Here is a 15953-nt window from a genome sequence, read left to right as displayed (position 1 = left end):
CATGTGTTGCTACGGTCCAGGCCATGTCAATCATGATCTCTGTGCTGATCGGCAATCTGCTGGAAGGCGGCTTCACAAGCCAGGAACCCGTCGACCACGGCGGGATCAAAATGGCTGCCCCGTCCCTTGAGGATGACCTCCCTGGCTTGTTCATGGCTGAACGCAGGTTTGTAGACTCGCTTTGAGATGAGGGCGTCATAGACGTCTGCCAGTGCCATCAATCGGCCTGAAATGGGGATTGCCTCCCCCTTCAACCCATTCGGATAGCCACTGCCGTCCCATTTTTCGTGGTGGGTGAGCGCTATCTCCCGCGCCAGTCGCAGGAAGGAGTTGGAACCGAGCTGCGATTCGGCATTGGCCAGCGCCTCGGCGCCGATCGAGGCATGGCGCTTCATGATGGCAAACTCTTCATCGGTCAGCTTGCCGGGTTTGAGCAAGATGGCGTCTGGAATGCCCACCTTGCCCACATCATGCAGCGGCGCCGACTTGAACAGCAGCTCTATGGTCTCTTGGTCCAGCGGGTAGCGCGCGGGATCGGCCTGGCTCAGATGCTCCGCCAGCACCCTGACATAGTACTGGGTGCGGATGATGTGGGCGCCGGTCTCGTTGTCCCGTGTCTCTGCCAGGGTGGCCAGGCCGAGGATGGCCACATCCCGGGTCAGGTTGATCTCGTCGTTGCGCGCCTTCAGCTCCTCGATCATCTCGTTCGTGCTCGCGGCGATCAGACCAAACTCATCGTCCCGGGTCACGGGTATCCGCACCTCCAGATTGCCGTGCTGAACCTGCGCCATGGCCTGGATCTGATGGGTCAGGGAGAAGGCAAGATTGCGGCTGAACGCACGGATGATGAGCCAGAGATAGCCGAAGGTCACCACCATGATGAAGGCGACCTCTTGCAATATGTAGCGCTGGGCAAGACCGCGGGGCAAGTCGCTGCCAACCGTCACAAACCACTCCAGATCCTTGTTGATCAATAGAAAGATGACCCCTCCCAGCAGCGTGAGGGTGGCCAAGGCAAACAGGGAAAACTTGCGGGAAAACGCCATGGTCGACGACTGGGTCAACGCAAAAATGCCCTCTTTCTCACGCTGCCTGGCCAGCTCCCAATCCCGCTCGAGGGAGAGATCGGCGGCAACCAGGAAGCCCAGGGTGAACATGCCGAGCAGGATCTTGAGGTAGCTTTCCAGGGGAAAGTTGCCAAAAAGCAATCCGTTATAGATGCAGAGCAGCACGGCCCCCAGCAGATAGATCCCAAGCTCCAGCCCGAAGCTGCTGAACTCCACCTCTGGCAACGTCAGACGGTTGAGCAATATGTGGCGAGCGACGGCCATGATCCCGAACACAACCAGGGTGGGGATAAAAAGCTGGGCCAGGGTCAGGGTGTCCAGAAACGGGCAAACCTGAAAGCCATACAGACAAAAGAGCAGCAAGGCGACCCCGTGATGCAGGGTGCTGCGCCCCAGGGTCTTCTCCTGATCGTTATCCAAATCGACCGCAAGTATCGTCATATCACAGAATTCCTCACCCGCGCTCCAGCAGCAGGCTGCCTATCGAATAACCGGCACCGAAGGAGCAGAGCACACCCCGGGCGCCACTTGGCAAGTCCTGATTGAACAGGTGGAAGGCGATGATGGAGCCCGCCGAGCTGGTGTTGCCGTAACGGTCGAGGATCACTGGTGCCTCTTGCTGACTGGCATCGTGCCCCAGCAGCTTGCGGCCGATGAACTGGTTCATGGTGAGATTCGCCTGATGCAGCCAGAGTCGGTTCAGCTCCCCTGCCTGCCAACCCTGCTCGGCCAGCTGGCCGGCAATCTGATCGCACACCAATGGCAGCACCTCCTTGAACACCTTGCGCCCTTGTTGGCGAAACAGCTTGTCATCCCCGTAGCGGGTGCGCGGGCTGAAGCGGTTCAGGAAGCCGAAGTTGTTGCGGATATTGTTGGAGTACTGGGTCACCAGCTTGCTAGTCACCAATTGCCAGGGATTGGCCACCTTGCAATCTTCCGCCCGCTCCAGCAGCACGGCGGTGCAGGCATCGCCGAAGATGAAGTGGCTGTCTCTATCTCTAAAGTTGAGGTGACCTGAGCAGATCTCCGGGTTTACTACCAGCGCCAGCCGGGCCGAGCCCGCCGCCAGCAGATCCGCCGCCGTCTTGATACCGAAGGTGGCCGACGAGCAGGCCACGTTCATGTCAAACGCCATGCCGGTCGCACCGAGGTAATGCTGCAGCTCGATGGAGAGCGCCGGATAGGGCCGCGGCATGTTGGAGGCGGCGACGATGACGAGATCGATCTCCCCCGGCTCGCGACCGGCGGCGATCAGCGCCTGCTCGGCGGCAGCCACGGCCATCTCCACCATGATGGAGGGCTTGTCGTCCGGGCGCTCCGGAAGCAGCGGCTGCATGATGTCCGGATCCAGCACCCCCTCCTTGCTCACCAGATAGCGGCTCTTGATGCCGGAGGCCTTCTCGATGAACTCGCAGCTTGAATGTTGCTTGGCATCGAGCTGACCCGCATCGATGGCGGAGGCGTTTTCTTCGTTGTAGAGATCCACATATTGATTGAAGGCGGCCACCAACTCTTCGTTGCTGACGGCAAAGGGAGGGGTATAGAGGCCTGAGCCACTGATCACGATGGAAGTCATCTTTGCTCCTGGCCGGGTGCAATCCCGGCTTGTCTGTTTTGTAGGATGAGGGTTTATAGCCTGTCGATCGCCTCGGCGAGACCGGCCAGTGTCAGCGGGTGCATACGCCCGCCAATCAGGTCATTCATCAGCTTGATGGAAGGATGCCAGAGCCACTCCCGCCTCGGGAGGGGATTGATCCACACCAGTCTGGGGTATTGGTGCTGCAGCCGGGTGAGCCATACCTGACCCGCCTCTTCGTTCCAGTATTCGACCGCACCACCGGGCCAGGTGATCTCATAGGGGCCCATCTTGGCATCCCCCACCAAGATCACCCGATAGTCGCTGCCATAGGTGCGCAGCAGACGCCAGGTATCGAAGCGCTCCTCGAAACGGCGACGGTTGTCCTGCCAGACGAAGTCATAGAGGCAGTTGTGAAAATAGAAGAACTCCAGGTGCTTGAACTCGTGGCGCAGGGCCGAGAACAGCCGTTGTACCTCGGCCACGTGGCTGTCCATGGAGCCCCCCACATCGAAGAACACCAGCAGTTTGATGCCGTTGTGGCGCTCGGGTCTGAGTTTCACATCGAGCCAGCCCTGACGGGCCGTGCTGCGAATGGTGTCATCGAGATCCAGCTCGTCTGCATTGCCCTTGCGCACCCAGCGTCTGAGCCTTCGCAGGGCCAACTGGATGGCGCGCTGACCCAGGGGGGAGTCATCGTCGCTGAAGTTGCGAAAGTGGCGCGCCTCCCACACCTTGGCGGCACGGCCATGTTGCCCCTCGCCCCCCATGCGGATCCCTTCGGGGTGGAAACCGCCGTGACCGAAGGGGCTGCTGCCGCCAGTACCCACCCACTTGTTGCCACCGGCGTGACGCTCTTTCTGCTCCGCCAGCCGCTGATTGAGGGTCTCCAGCAACTTGTCCAGCCCCCCCAAGGATTGCAGCAGGGCTTTTTCCTCCGGGCTCAACAGCCGTGTGAGCTCCTGGCGCAGCCAGTCGTCCGGCAGAGACTCCGGCAACAAGGGGCTGGCCTGCAGCCCGTCATAATACTCGGCAAAGGCGCGATCGAAGCGATCGTAGTGGGCCTCGTCCTTCACCAGCAGGCAGCGGGCGAGCAGGTAAAACTCATCCATGTCGAGGCTGGCGAGCCGCGCTGCCAGCGCCCCGTGCAAGTCCAGCAATTCACGCAGGCTGCAGGGCAGCTTGTGACGGCGCAGATGAAGGAAGAAATCAACCAGCATTCAACCGCCACGCCGCGCCAGGAAGGCCAGCTTCTCGAACAGATGCAAGTCCTGCTCCGTCTTGAGCAGGGCACCGTAGAGGGCCGGCACCAGCTTGCCCGGCTCCCGGGTCCGCATCGCCTCCGGGGGGATGCCATCGGCCAGCAGCAGCCGGATCCAGTCAAGGAGTTCCGAGGTGGAGGGTTTCTTGCGCAGCCCCTCCACCGCCCGCAGCTCGAAGAAGAGAGACATTGCTTCGTCCAGCAGCGCCGCTTTCAATCCGGGATAGTGCAACTGGACGATGGCCTGCATCTCGGCCTTGTCGGGGAAGCGGATGTAATGGAAGAAGCAGCGGCGCAGGAAGGCATCCGGCAGCTCTTTCTCGTTGTTGGAGGTGATGATGACCACGGGGCGCTGGCGCGCTTTCACGCGCTCGCCGGTCTCGTAGACGTCGAACTCCATGCGATCCAGCTCCAGCAGCAGATCGTTGGGAAACTCGATATCCGCCTTGTCTATCTCGTCGATGAGCAGCACGGGCCGCTGTTCGGCAGCGAAGGCCTGCCACAGCTTGCCACGGCGGATGTAGTGATTGATATCCCCCACCCGGGGATCTCCGAGCTGGGAGTCCCGCAACCGCGCCACGGCGTCGTATTCATAGAGCCCCTGCTGGGCCTTGGTGGTGGACTTGATGTGCCAGGCGATGAGCTCGGCGCCAAGTGACTCGGCTACCGCCTCCGCCAGCACCGTCTTGCCTGTACCGGGCTCTCCCTTGATCAGCAGCGGTTTCTCCAGCACCACGGCCGCGTTGACGGCCATGCTCAGCTCTTTAGAGGCGAGATAGCGATCGCTTCCTGCAAATCCCATGGTGTCCATTTCCTTGGTAGCACAAGGCCCGGGCTGGACCTCGGTAATAAAGAATAAGTTCTATATGTTGTAATAACATATTGTTATAACGATTCGTCACTTCTCATTCAGAAATCACAGGGTAATCTTGTTTCATCGCCTTAACAAACACAGGGATAGCACCATGAGCAAAATTTTTGAGGACAACAGCCAGACCATAGGCAACACCCCGCTGGTTCGTCTCAACCGTGTTACCAAGGGCCGCGTACTGGCCAAGATCGAGAGCCGCAACCCGAGCTTCAGCGTCAAATGCCGGATCGGTGCCAACCTCATCTGGGATGCCGAAAAGCGCGGCGTGCTGACCAAGGGCAAGGAGATCATCGAGCCCACCAGCGGTAACACCGGCATTGCTCTGGCTTTCGTGGCCGCCGCCCGTGGCTATCCCATCACCCTGACCATGCCCGCCACCATGAGCCTGGAGCGCCGCAAGCTGCTCAAGGCCTTAGGGGCCAATCTGGTGCTGACCGAAGGCCCACTCGGCATGAAGGGTGCCATCGCCAAGGCCAACGAGATCCTGGAATCCGAGCCGGGCAAGTATGTGCTGCTGCAACAGTTCGAGAACCCCGCCAACCCGGAAATCCACGAAAAGACCACAGGCCCCGAGATCTGGGAAACCACCGACGGTGACGTCGATGTGTTCGTGGCGGGCGTCGGCACCGGCGGCACCATCACCGGTGTCTCCCGCTATATCAAGCAGACCAAGGGCAAGGCCATCGTCTCCGTCGCCGTCGAGCCGTCAGAATCCCCCGTCATCAGTCAGAAACTGGCCGGTCAGGAGATCAAACCCGGTCCTCACAAGATCCAGGGTATTGGCGCCGGCTTCATCCCGGGCAACCTGGACTTGACCCTGCTGGACCGCGTCGAGCAGGTGAGCAGCGAGGAGTCCATCGAGATGGCCCGTCGCCTGATGGAAGAAGAAGGCATTCTGGCAGGGATCAGCTCTGGCGCCGCCGTCGTGGCCGCCGCCCGTCTGGCCGAACTGCCGGAATTCGAGGGCAAGACCATCGTCGTCATCCTGCCGAGCGCCGCCGAGCGCTACCTCTCCAGCGCCCTGTTCGCCGGGGTGTTCAGCGAGCAGGAACTGCAGCAATAATTGATCCCCTTACATCAAAACAACGGCGCTCTTCGGAGCGCCGTTTTCTTTATGAGCTAAACTCTGTAGCCGACAGTGTCAGACGACCCTTATTTTTTGGGGTAAAATAACAAATTCCGGGATGACAAAAAAAGCAGACATTCTGTGATAAATCTCATATCCTGTGCCCCGTCACGAGGTGATTCCCGGCTAGGTATCACAAGGTAACAAAGTGTTATTTTTCGTTATAAAATAATCTCAAGCCAGTACTGATGCGGCCTGTAGAGCGATAACGAAAAAGAGTTAGCCGGGGCGCTGAATACTGCACAGAAAATTGACCTGGATTAAACCATTGCAGGTCTTATTTCGTTACTTTACAACATATCCATACTGACACGGTGAGACTGGAAGCCTCAAAAGCAACCACCTCTCCACACAATATCAATAATATGGGGTGAAACCATGTACGAGAAGTCTGTTGTTATTACTGCTGAAAACGGCCTGCACACCCGTCCCGCAGCTCAGTTCGTGAAAGAAGCCAAAGAATTCCAAAGCGAGATCACTGTGGTCTCCGGTGGCAAATCCGCCAGCGCCAAGAGCCTGTTCAAGCTGCAGACCCTGGGCCTGACCAAAGGCACCAACGTGACCATCCAGGCCGACGGCCCGGACGCACAGAAAGCCGTTGAGAAGCTGGTTGCCCTGATGGACGAGCTGGAGTAATCCAGCTTTATTCCTCCCCCACAGTCGTTTTAATAGGAAGGATTATGATATCTGGCATTCTTGCGTCCCCCGGTATCGCATTCGGCAAGGCGCTTCTTCTGAAAGAAGATGAAATCGTTATCAATCAGGGCAAGATTTCTGTTGACCAGATTGACGCCGAAATCAACCGCTTCCTCGAAGCCCGCACCAAGTCAGCCGCACAGCTGGAAGCCATCAAGGTGATGGCCGGTCGCACCTTCGGTGAAGAAAAAGAGGCCATCTTCGAAGGCCACATCATGCTGCTCGAAGACGAGGAGCTCGAAGGGGATATCAGATCCTTCATCAAAGATAACAAGGCATCCGCCGACAAAGCCATCTACGAGGTGATCGAGCAGTACGCCAAGATGATGGCCGAGCTGGATGACCCCTATCTGCGTGAGCGCGCCACCGACTTCCGTGACATCGGTACCCGTCTGGTGAAGAACGTGCTCGGCATCGCCGTTGTCAACCTGAGCACCATCGACGAAGAGGTCATCCTGGTCGCCAAAGACCTGACCCCGTCCGAAACCGCTCAGATCAACCTGAAATACGTGCTGGGTTTCGTTACCGACATCGGTGGCCGTACCTCTCACACCTCCATCATGGCCCGCTCCCTGGAGCTGCCGGCCATCGTGGGGACAAACGATATCACCGAGCGCGTCAAGAATGGTGACGTGCTGGTACTGGATGCGATCAACAACCAGATCGTCCTCAACCCGACCGCCGAACAACTGGCCAAGTTCAAAGAGCTGCAGGCCCAGTTCCAGGCTGAGAAAGATGAGCTGGCCAAGCTGAAAGACTTGCCCGCCATCACTCTGGACGGTCACCAGGTCGAGGTGTGCGCCAACATCGGTACCGTCAAGGATACCGAGGGTGCCATCCGCAACGGCGCCGAAGGCGTGGGTCTGTACCGCACCGAGTTCCTGTTCATGGACCGTGATGCGCTGCCGACCGAAGACGAGCAGTTCAAGGCCTACAAAGAAGTGGCAGAGGCCATGCCGGATCAGCCGATCATCGTCCGTACCATGGACATCGGCGGCGACAAAGAACTGCCCTACATGAATTTCCCGAAAGAGATGAACCCTTTCCTGGGCTGGCGTGCCGTGCGGATCTTCTTCGATCGCGCCGACATAATGAACGCCCAGCTACGGGCCATCCTGCGTGCCTCTGCCTTCGGCAAGCTGCGCATCATGTTCCCGATGATCATCTCCGTCGAAGAGTTCCGCAGCCTGAAGGCCACCGTGGAGACGCTCAAAGCCGAACTGCGCGCCGAAGGCAAAGCCTTTGATGAATCCATCGAAGTGGGTATCATGATCGAGACCCCGGCTGCAGCCGTGATGGCACATCATCTGGCCAAGGAAGTGGATTTCTTCAGTATCGGTACCAACGACCTGACCCAGTACACCCTGGCCGTCGACCGTGGTAACGAGATGATTTCCGCCATGTACAACCCGCTGTCACCTTCCGTCCTGACCCTGATCAAGATGGTCATCGACGCTTCCCATGACAATGGCAAGTGGACAGGTATGTGCGGCGAACTGGCCGGTGACGAACGCGCCACCTTGCTGCTGCTGGGTATGGGTCTGGATGAGTTCTCCATGAGCGCCATCTCTGTACCGCGTATCAAGAAGCTTATCCGTAACACCAACTTCGAAGATGTGAAGGCAATGGCAGACCAGGCCCTGAGCTATGCGACCGCCGCCGAAATCGAAGCCTGTGTAGATAACTTTATTAAGCAGAAGGCAGTCTGCTAAGATCGCAGCAAACAGCGACAATCATCTCTAGGAGCTTTTACTATGGGTCTGTTTGATAAACTGAAGAAACTGGTTTCCGATGACAGCTCTGACACCGGTGGCATCGAGATCTTTGCCCCCCTGTCAGGTGAAATCGTACCGATCGAAGATGTGCCCGATGTGGTCTTCGCCGAGAAGATCGTCGGTGACGGCATCGCCATCAAGCCAGCTGGCAACAAGATGGTCGCGCCGTGCGACGGCACCATCGGCAAGATCTTCGAGACCAACCACGCGTTCTCTCTGGAATCCGACTCTGGTATCGAGCTGTTCGTTCACTTCGGTATCGACACCGTTGAGCTGAAAGGCGAAGGCTTCACCCGTATCGCCCAGGAAGGTCAGCAGGTCAAGCGCGGTGACACCATCATCGAATTCGATCTGGCCGTACTGGAAGCCAAAGCCAAGTCTACCCTGACGCCTGTGGTCATCTCCAACATGGATGAGATCAAAGAGCTGATCAAGATGACTGGCGCCGTGACCGTCGGTGAGACCCCGGTGATCCGCATCAAGAAGTAATGCGATCCTGGCCTCGCGCCACTGGCTGCAACAAAAAACCGAAGCCCTGGGCTTCGGTTTTTTTATGGTCCCGTGTCAGAGGCCATCAACCATGCCAGCATAGATATCCACTCATCTGGCAACTAACCACATAAACACACCACAAAACAAAAATACCCAATAAAAAACCCTGCCAGCTCTTCATCCGGCAGGGTTGTGATGGCCGTCACCGCCGAGTCAGGGCAGGCATATCCGGCTCTCACCGCCGCCCAGGGCCTCGACCCTCACCTGCACACCGATGCGCTCCACCAGGGTCTGTACATGGGAGATGACGCCGATTTGGCGCCCCGCCGCCTGCAAGGAGTCGAGGCTGGAGAGCGCGAGATCCAGGCTGTCCGGATCCAGGGTGCCGAACCCTTCGTCGATAAACAGTGATTCGACCTGGGTCTGGCGCGACGAGAGGCTGGAGAGGGCCAGCGCCAGCGCCAGCGACACCAGGAAGCTCTCGCCACCGGAGAGGGAGTCCACCGAGCGCACCTCATCCCCCATGTCGAGATCCACCACCTGCAACGCCAGATCCGTGCCGGGTACCCGCTCCAGTCGATAGCGGGGAGAGAGCTCGGCGAGCTGGGCATTGGCCTCCAGCAACAAACGCTCAAGGGTCAGGCTCTGGGCGAAGGTGCGCAACTTGGCGCCGCTGGCGGAGCCGATGAGATCGCTGAGCTGCTGCCAGTGATCCGCCACCCCTTGCTGGCGCGCCAGCGCCGCTTGCAGGCTGCCCGCCTGCGCCTGTGCCGCCTCGGCCTGGGCCAGGGTGCTCTTGCACTGGAACAGCTGCTCCTCCAGCTCGCGGCAACGGGCTTCGCTGATGATCAGGGATTGGCCGAGCGCCTCGACGGAGAGGGCGCAGAGCTCGCCGTGATGCTCGCGATAACGCTCGAGCTTGGCCTCCTCCTGCGCCTGCGCTCGCTGGCGTTCACCGAGTCGGGTGCGCGCCTCGGCCAGGGCCTCGTCCAGTTGCTGCAGGGCCGCACGTCGCCCCTTGAGATCCTCGGCGGAGAGAGCCAGCAGACGGCGCAGTTCGTACTCGGCAATGCCGAGGTTGCTGGCATGGGCGGCCCAATGACCCAGCACCTCCCGCTGACGACGGCTGCTTATCTGCTTGTCCTGCTCCAGATGGGCCAGGCGAGTCTTGAGTTCGGTGTGTTTTTCCCGCAGGGCATGCAGAGCCTGGGTCGCCGCCTCCAGCTGATGGTTCAGCCCATGCAGCCGCTGCTGCCACTCCTCCTCCACCTCGGCTATGGGGCGCCCGGCGAGGCAGGCGTCTCGAGTGGCGAGCAATCCTTGCCGCTGCAGTTCCCCTTCCTTGTAATCCCGTTCCAGCTTGTGCAGCAGTTCGTTTTGGCTCGCCGTCCGCGCCTCCTGTGCACTCAGCATGGGCGTCAGATTCGCCACCTCGGCGCCGAGCCGCTCCCACTCCCTCTGCCCCTGCAGACAGGCCTCACAGCTCTCTTGCCACACCTGCCAGCGTTCCCCTTCGGCCCAGGGACGCCAGGGCTCTGCTCCCATCTGCCGATCCAGCCTGGCCTCTCCCTGGGTCAGTCGTTGGCGCAGGCTCGCCTCCTGCTCCTCCAGCCCCTTCAGTTCGGCCTCCCACTCGGCCTTCTGCCGCGCCTGTTCGTGCCAGCGCAGCTCAAAGGCCTGCAGGCGGGTACCGAGCTGGGCGAGCTGCTCCCGCAATCCCGCCAGCGCCTGTTGTCCCTGCCGGGCCTGCTGCAACTGCTGCTCATACGCCGCCAGGCGCTGCTCCAGCGACTCTCCCTCTGTCAGCAGCCGGGCCTGCAGTTCGGCCCATTCAGCCGGGCTCGGGTTAGGCGGCAACGACAGCCCCGACAGGCGCTGCCCCCCGAGCTCGGCCCAGCGCTGGGCAAGTTGTTCGGATCTTGCCATCAGTTCAGGCCGTTGTTGCTGGCGGGCCGCCAGCTGACGGGTCAGCTCGGCCTGCTCACTCTGCCCCTGGATATGCAAGTGATTGAGCTGCTCCCACTCCAGCGCCAGTTGACGGGCACGTTCCCCCTGCTGGGCCAGAATGCCCGCGACCTGGGGCTGGCTCTGGCGATAGGGATGGTCGGTTGAGCCGCAGAGCGGACAGGGCATCTCATCTTGCAGCTCATGGCGATGCTGCTCGAAACTGGCCACGGCCCGGGCCTGCTCCAGCGCCAGGCGTGCCTCGTCGCGCTGGATGGCGAGGCGAGTCAGCACGGGTTCCCGCTCGTCATGCAGGGTTGCGAGACGGGCGAGCTGCTGTTCAAGCTGACTCAACTCCTGGCAGAGACGCTCCAGCTGCTCGCTGTGGCTGCGCCCGCTTCGGGCCAGCTCCAGCAATTGATGCACCCGCGCCAGTTGCTGGGTATCGGCCTGGCGCTGCTCCTGCACGCTGGCGACTCTGCCATCCCACTCCTCGGCCAGCCGTTGATCGTGCTGCTGTTGCAGCCGGATCTGCTCCTGCTGCCAATAGTCCCGCTCCTGCTGCCCCTGCTCCAGATCGGCCTTCAACTCTCGCAGGGCCAGATCCCGCTGCTCATGGAGCTGACGCAGACGCTGCAATTGTCCCCTGCCCTCTGCCCAGTCCTGCATGGCGGCCAGCAGGGGTTGCCACTGGGGCGCCAGCGGGATCAGCGTCTTGCGCTCATCGAGCCAGTTGGCCCAGCGCTGGCGGCTCTCTTCCAGTGCCTGCACCTGCTCGCGCTGCTGCTGGCACTCCTGCTGCAACGCAACTTGCAGGGCCCGGGCCTGGGTGCCCTGCTGCTTGATCTCCTGCAGCAGGTCGGCTTTTTCCCTGATCCGGGTGTCGAGATCCTGAGCTCGTTTGAGTTCGGGCTGCATGGCCCCCCATTCGCGCTCGGTCGCACTCTTTTGTGCCAACAGTTGTTGCTCATGCAGCACGGCCTGCTGCTGCGCCTGTTCAACCTGGATCAACTCAGGCCCCAACTGGCCAATGAGCAGTGCTTGCTGCTGCAACTCACGTTCAAGACGCGCCAACTCGTCATGGTCGGCACGGGCCACCTGGGCCTGCTCGGCGCGGGTGAACTCTTCTCGCAAGGGGGCCGCCTCACGGTGAGCCAGCTCGGCGGCGGCCAGTTCAGTCTGGCCGGCCTGGCAGGCCTGACTCAACGCCGCGATGCGCTCGCCCAGATCGCGAAAATCCTGCAGCAACTGCTGCTGCTGGCGCTCGTGCTTGAGTTCGGTGGCAAGGCTCTGCTGGCGAGCGACCCACTCCTCGCGGGTCGTCTCGTCCATCAGGGGCACATCGCCGAGGCGTTGTGCCAGTGTGGCCAATGCCTGCTGCTCGGCCCGGGCCCGCTCATGGGTCTGGATGGAAATGGCGGAGTAGAGCTCGGTGCCGGTCATGCGCTCCAAGAGCGCTGAGCGCTCGTCTGCGCTCGATTTGAGGAAGGCGGCAAACTCCCCCTGGGGCAGGATCACCGCCCGGCGGAACTGCTCCCAGGAGAGGCCCACCAGCTCGTCGATGCGATCTTGCAGCTCCCGCTTGCTGCCGGAGAAGACCTGGCCGCTCTCGACATCGGTCAGGCTGCGCTCCTGAGCCTGGAAACGCCCCTCAGCACGGTTGCGGGCACGGCGCACTGCCCAGCGAGCCAGGTAGCGGCGGCCGTCACAGCCGCGAAACTGCACCTCGGCAAAACCGCTGGCATGACCGCGACTGAGGATGTTTTTAACATCATTGGCTGTTAGTTTTTCTTTTTCGTCCTCATCTGCTCGGCCAATTTTTTCAACATTCTTGCGATTGGCGATAAAACGCGGCATCTCGTCATAGAGGGCAAGGCAGATGGCATCGAGCAGGGTGCTCTTGCCCGCGCCCGTGTTGCCGGTGATGGCAAACAGGCCGGCGGCGCCGAGGGCCCCCCGGTTGAAATCGATGGCGAACTGGCCGGTCAGACTGGCGAGGTTCTCGCCAGAAAGGGAAAGGATCTTCATGCGTTCACGCCTCCATCCATGGCAAGCCGATGTCGCGCATGCTCTTGCCCCCATCGGCCCGCGTGTTGCCGGTGATGGCAAACAGGCCGGCGGCGCCGAGGGCCCCCCGGCTGAAGTCGATGGTGAACTGGCCGGTCAGGCTGGCGAGGTTCTCGCCGGAGAGGGAGAGGATCTTCATGCCTGCTCCTCCTTCACCTGCACCAGGATCTCTTCAAACGAGGACACCAGTTCGGGAGAGGGTTCCCCCTCGAACTGACGCTGATAACAGAGCCTGAACACCTCGGTGGGGGAGATCTCGTCCAGCCTGCGTCGACTCACCCCGTCGGCAAGCCCCTGGCCGGAACCCTGATAGCGGGTGCTGATACGGGCCAGACGCACCGGCTTGCCCGCCATGGCCGCCAATACGCGCTCGCGGATCCGGGCCTCGGGTTTGGGCAGCAGCAGTCGCACCTCGAGGAAGGGTTGGGCCTCTGTGGGCAATGGGGGCACCTCGAGCGCGGCGATGGCGTCGAGCGCCTCATCGAGGGCGCTCTCCGGCAGCCGGATCATCTCCACCGCGCGGGGCACGGGGATCCGCTCCAGCCCGGCCAGCTTGCCCTCCTCCAGCGTCACCTCCAGCACCTGGTGGTTGTAATTTGCCTCGGCGAGAGACAGTGGCAGCGGCGAGCCGCTGTAGTGCACCCCGGGCGCCGGGCTCTGGGCCAGATGCAGATGCCCCAGAGCCGTGTAATCGGCCAGGGCGAAGATGTCGGCGGGCAGGGCGTGCTGGTTGCCGCCGAGTACCCGCCGCTCGGAGAGCTCGGAGAGCTGGCCCGCCGCCAGATAGGCGTGGCCCATGGCGATGAGCCCCTGACCGGGCTCACAGCGCGCCCGGCCGGCATCCAGCACGGCGGCATAAACCTGGCGAACCCCTTCTATCAACCTGTCCTGCCCCTCTTCCAGACATTCGACCCGCAGATCGCTGCTGCGCAGGAACGGCACGGCTGCGCACCAGGCGGCGACCTTGCCCGTCTTGTCTTGCAGCGGCACCAGCAGACGTTCGGTTTCGAGCCGCCCCTCGGCGTCCCGGCTGATGCTGCCCACCAGGTGCAGATCGAAGGCACGCAGCAGTTCGTGGGGGGCATCCAGCTTGGAGGGAGAGTCGTGATTGCCACCGATGAGCACCATGTTGAGATGAGGCAGCTCGGCGCGCAGCCGTGCCAGGAAGCGATAGAGCTGTTGCCAGGCGCTGGCGGGAGGGTTGGCGGTGTCGAACAGATCACCGGCCACCAGCAGGGCGTCTATCTGCCGCGTCTTGATGGTATCGGCCAGCCAGTCGAGGAAGGCATCGTGTTCGAAACGGCGCTCATGGCCATGGAGTTGATGGCCAAGGTGCCAATCGGCTGTGTGCAGGATCTTCATGAGAAAGCGGCTCGGATAAAGAGGGAGGTAGTCGCGCTACCCTGTGCAGACAGGATGCGGACAGCGCTCCCTTTTTTCAAGCAAGACAACCCGCTAAATCAGGGCACTAGCCTCGGTGTCAGAGGGCCGGACAAGACATCTTGTACTGCAGATGGCCCGTCAGGGGATCGGACACCTCATCACCGATGACGAAGCCATGGCGGCGATAGAAGCGCACCGCAGGCTCGTTTTCCACGAACACCCGGGTATGCAGCTCCCGCCCCTGAGCCCTCACCTCCTGCAGCAAGGCATGGCCCACCCCTCGCCCCTGACGGTCGGGGCGCACGAAGAGAGCGGCCAGGAAATCCTCCACCAATGCCGTGAAACCGAGCAGATCCCCCCGCTCTTCAAACACCCAGATACGGGCATGATCGAGGTAGCGGGTGCGCAAGTCCTCCTGAGCCTGCCACCAGCAGGAAGCATCGACGAAATCATGGGCCTGCAGGGAGGCCAGCAGCCAGATTTCGACGATCTCTTCCATGTCTTCCGGCCGACTCAGTCTCAACATTTTTTTATCCTTGTTAACAAGCTGAACACATGCAGTCTAGGGGAGTTTCCTGCTGATTTTGGGGAGCAATATGGTGCCCTGTGAGCATGATCATCCTTTATTTAGCGAGAATGATTGGCTGATCACAAAGCGCCTCTCTAGTACAATGCCGGCCGGACAATCTATGAGACCGAGGACGCCATGTGGTTTAAAAACCTGCAGATTTATCGCTTTACCCGCCCCTTCGAGCTGACCGCAGAGCAGCTGGAAACCCAGCTTGAGGCCTGCGCCTTCACCCCCTGTGGCAGCCAGGACATCTCTCGCTTCGGCTGGGTCAAGCCCCTCGGCAAATTCGGTTCCACCCTGACCCACGCGGCCGCTGGCCACCTGCTCATCTGTGCTCGCAAGGAAGAGAAGATGCTGCCGGGTACCGTGGTCAAGGAGATGCTGGCGGAGAAGGTTGAGGCCATCGAGTTCGAACAGGGTCGTGCCCTCAAGAAGAAGGAGAAGGAGGCGCTGAAGGAGGAGATCATGCATACCCTGCTGCCCCGCGCCTTCAGCCGCACCAGCCAGACCTTCGCCTGGCTCAACCCCGCCGACAACCTGATGGTGGTGGATGCGGGCTCCGCCAAGAAGGCGGACGATCTGCTGGCGCTGCTGCGCAAATCCATCGGCACCCTGCCGGTGGTGCCGGTAGCCCTCAAGAATCCGCCCGAGATCACCATGACCGAGTGGCTCAACGAAGGCAACCTGCCCGCCAGCTTCACCCTGGAGGACGAGGCCGAGCTGCGCAGCGCCATGGAACACGGTGGCATCATCCGCTGCAAGCAGCAGGATCTGATGAGCGACGAGATCAAGAACCACCTGGCCAACGACAAGCTGGTGACCAAGCTGGCCCTGAACTGGGGCGAGACCCTGAGCTTCGTGCTGGGGGACGATCTCTCCATCAAGCGGCTGAAGTTCAGCGAAGAGCTGCGTGAGCAGAATGACGATGTCACCAGCGAGGATCCCGCCGCCCGTCTGGATGCCGACTTCGCCCTGGTGACCGCGGAGCTCGCCCAGTTCATCCCGGCGCTGTTCGCCGCCCTGGGTGGGGAAGAGCAATCCATCTGAGAACGCCGCCCTGACGACAGGATCTAGCGTAAAAAAACCGCCAGCTGGCGGTTTTTTCATGTCTCGTCGGCTTCGCC

At 61.0% G+C, this 15953-nt stretch carries 13 protein-coding genes; 5 read left to right on the top strand and 8 right to left on the bottom strand.

Going from position 1 to position 15953, the window contains the following annotated elements:
• Positions 1-26 precede the first annotated feature (26 nt).
• From ACW5W7_RS07355 to ACW5W7_RS07340, 4 genes are read right to left on the bottom strand one after another with little or no spacing between them, the layout of a single operon-like run.
• The gene (locus ACW5W7_RS07355; RefSeq protein WP_456501282.1) at positions 27-1508 is read right to left on the bottom strand and encodes an HD domain-containing phosphohydrolase; all 1482 of its coding nucleotides are present in this window, start codon (positions 1506-1508) and stop codon (positions 27-29) included.
• 13 nt (positions 1509-1521) lie between these two features.
• Positions 1522-2643: a beta-ketoacyl-ACP synthase III gene (locus tag ACW5W7_RS07350; protein WP_456501281.1), complete on the bottom strand. Its 1122-nt coding sequence runs from the start codon at positions 2641-2643 to the stop codon at positions 1522-1524.
• A 53-nt stretch (positions 2644-2696) separates the two neighbouring features.
• Complete coding sequence (locus ACW5W7_RS07345) at positions 2697-3863, bottom strand: vWA domain-containing protein (protein ID WP_456501280.1); 1167 nt, start codon at positions 3861-3863, stop codon at positions 2697-2699.
• The gene (locus tag ACW5W7_RS07340; RefSeq protein WP_456501279.1) at positions 3864-4706 is read right to left on the bottom strand and encodes an AAA family ATPase; all 843 of its coding nucleotides are present in this window, start codon (positions 4704-4706) and stop codon (positions 3864-3866) included. It lies immediately after the preceding gene.
• Positions 4707-4869: 163 nt separating this feature from the next.
• Here ACW5W7_RS07340 and cysK point away from each other — a divergent pair, with 163 nt between their 5' ends.
• From cysK to crr, 4 genes are all read left to right on the top strand, one after another.
• Positions 4870-5838 (top strand): cysteine synthase A, encoded by a 969-nt coding sequence (cysK, locus tag ACW5W7_RS07335; protein ID WP_456501278.1) that lies wholly within the window; start codon positions 4870-4872, stop codon positions 5836-5838.
• Between the two features lie 441 nt (positions 5839-6279).
• Positions 6280-6537 carry an HPr family phosphocarrier protein gene (locus ACW5W7_RS07330; RefSeq protein WP_005303128.1) on the top strand — a complete coding sequence of 86 codons (258 nt, stop codon included), beginning with the start codon at positions 6280-6282 and terminating at the stop codon, positions 6535-6537.
• A 44-nt stretch (positions 6538-6581) separates the two neighbouring features.
• Positions 6582-8309, top strand: a complete 1728-nt coding sequence (ptsI, locus tag ACW5W7_RS07325) for a phosphoenolpyruvate-protein phosphotransferase PtsI (protein ID WP_349921512.1) — start codon at positions 6582-6584, stop codon at positions 8307-8309.
• A 42-nt stretch (positions 8310-8351) separates the two neighbouring features.
• Positions 8352-8861 (top strand): PTS glucose transporter subunit IIA, encoded by a 510-nt coding sequence (gene crr, locus ACW5W7_RS07320; protein WP_042061931.1) that lies wholly within the window; start codon positions 8352-8354, stop codon positions 8859-8861.
• 216 nt (positions 8862-9077) lie between these two features.
• Here crr and ACW5W7_RS07315 read toward each other — a convergent pair whose 3' ends face one another.
• The 4 genes from ACW5W7_RS07315 to ACW5W7_RS07300 form a co-directional block, all read right to left on the bottom strand.
• On the bottom strand, positions 9078-12836 hold the full coding sequence (locus tag ACW5W7_RS07315; RefSeq protein ID WP_456501277.1) for an AAA family ATPase: 3759 nt from the start codon (positions 12834-12836) through the stop codon (positions 9078-9080).
• A gap of 4 nt (positions 12837-12840) precedes the next feature.
• Positions 12841-13014, bottom strand: coding sequence for an exonuclease SbcC (locus ACW5W7_RS07310; RefSeq protein WP_456501276.1), 174 nt, complete (start codon positions 13012-13014; stop codon positions 12841-12843).
• Positions 13011-14237 (bottom strand): exonuclease SbcCD subunit D C-terminal domain-containing protein, encoded by a 1227-nt coding sequence (locus ACW5W7_RS07305; RefSeq protein WP_456501275.1) that lies wholly within the window; start codon positions 14235-14237, stop codon positions 13011-13013. Before ACW5W7_RS07305 ends, ACW5W7_RS07310 begins: the two co-directional genes overlap by 4 nt.
• A gap of 118 nt (positions 14238-14355) precedes the next feature.
• Positions 14356-14784 (bottom strand): GNAT family N-acetyltransferase, encoded by a 429-nt coding sequence (locus ACW5W7_RS07300; RefSeq protein WP_349921508.1) that lies wholly within the window; start codon positions 14782-14784, stop codon positions 14356-14358.
• 180 nt (positions 14785-14964) lie between these two features.
• Between ACW5W7_RS07300 and rdgC the strand changes: the two genes are divergently transcribed.
• Positions 14965-15876 carry a recombination-associated protein RdgC gene (rdgC, locus tag ACW5W7_RS07295; RefSeq protein ID WP_456501274.1) on the top strand — a complete coding sequence of 304 codons (912 nt, stop codon included), beginning with the start codon at positions 14965-14967 and terminating at the stop codon, positions 15874-15876.
• The last annotated feature ends 77 nt before the right edge of the window (positions 15877-15953 follow it).

The organism is Aeromonas intestinalis, assembly GCF_054052485.1.
Note: the sequence above shows the minus strand (reverse complement) of the source record. Positions and strands in the feature narration are given on the sequence as shown.

What these genes read in the sequence shown, in the direction of transcription:
- crr (WP_042061931.1), top strand. Translation starts at nt 8,352, where the DNA reads ATGGGTCTGTTTGATAAACTGAAGAAACTGGTTTCCGATGACAGCTCT.
- ACW5W7_RS07315 (WP_456501277.1), bottom strand. Translation starts at nt 12,836, where the DNA reads ATGAAGATCCTTTCCCTTTCTGGCGAGAACCTCGCCAGTCTGACCGGC.
- rdgC (WP_456501274.1), top strand. Translation starts at nt 14,965, where the DNA reads ATGTGGTTTAAAAACCTGCAGATTTATCGCTTTACCCGCCCCTTCGAG.
- ptsI (WP_349921512.1), top strand. Translation starts at nt 6,582, where the DNA reads ATGATATCTGGCATTCTTGCGTCCCCCGGTATCGCATTCGGCAAGGCG.
- ACW5W7_RS07330 (WP_005303128.1), top strand. Translation starts at nt 6,280, where the DNA reads ATGTACGAGAAGTCTGTTGTTATTACTGCTGAAAACGGCCTGCACACC.
- ACW5W7_RS07345 (WP_456501280.1), bottom strand. Translation starts at nt 3,863, where the DNA reads ATGCTGGTTGATTTCTTCCTTCATCTGCGCCGTCACAAGCTGCCCTGC.
- ACW5W7_RS07300 (WP_349921508.1), bottom strand. Translation starts at nt 14,784, where the DNA reads ATGTTGAGACTGAGTCGGCCGGAAGACATGGAAGAGATCGTCGAAATC.
- ACW5W7_RS07350 (WP_456501281.1), bottom strand. Translation starts at nt 2,643, where the DNA reads ATGACTTCCATCGTGATCAGTGGCTCAGGCCTCTATACCCCTCCCTTT.
- ACW5W7_RS07355 (WP_456501282.1), bottom strand. Translation starts at nt 1,508, where the DNA reads ATGACGATACTTGCGGTCGATTTGGATAACGATCAGGAGAAGACCCTG.
- ACW5W7_RS07310 (WP_456501276.1), bottom strand. Translation starts at nt 13,014, where the DNA reads ATGAAGATCCTCTCCCTCTCCGGCGAGAACCTCGCCAGCCTGACCGGC.
- ACW5W7_RS07305 (WP_456501275.1), bottom strand. Translation starts at nt 14,237, where the DNA reads ATGAAGATCCTGCACACAGCCGATTGGCACCTTGGCCATCAACTCCAT.
- ACW5W7_RS07340 (WP_456501279.1), bottom strand. Translation starts at nt 4,706, where the DNA reads ATGGGATTTGCAGGAAGCGATCGCTATCTCGCCTCTAAAGAGCTGAGC.
- cysK (WP_456501278.1), top strand. Translation starts at nt 4,870, where the DNA reads ATGAGCAAAATTTTTGAGGACAACAGCCAGACCATAGGCAACACCCCG.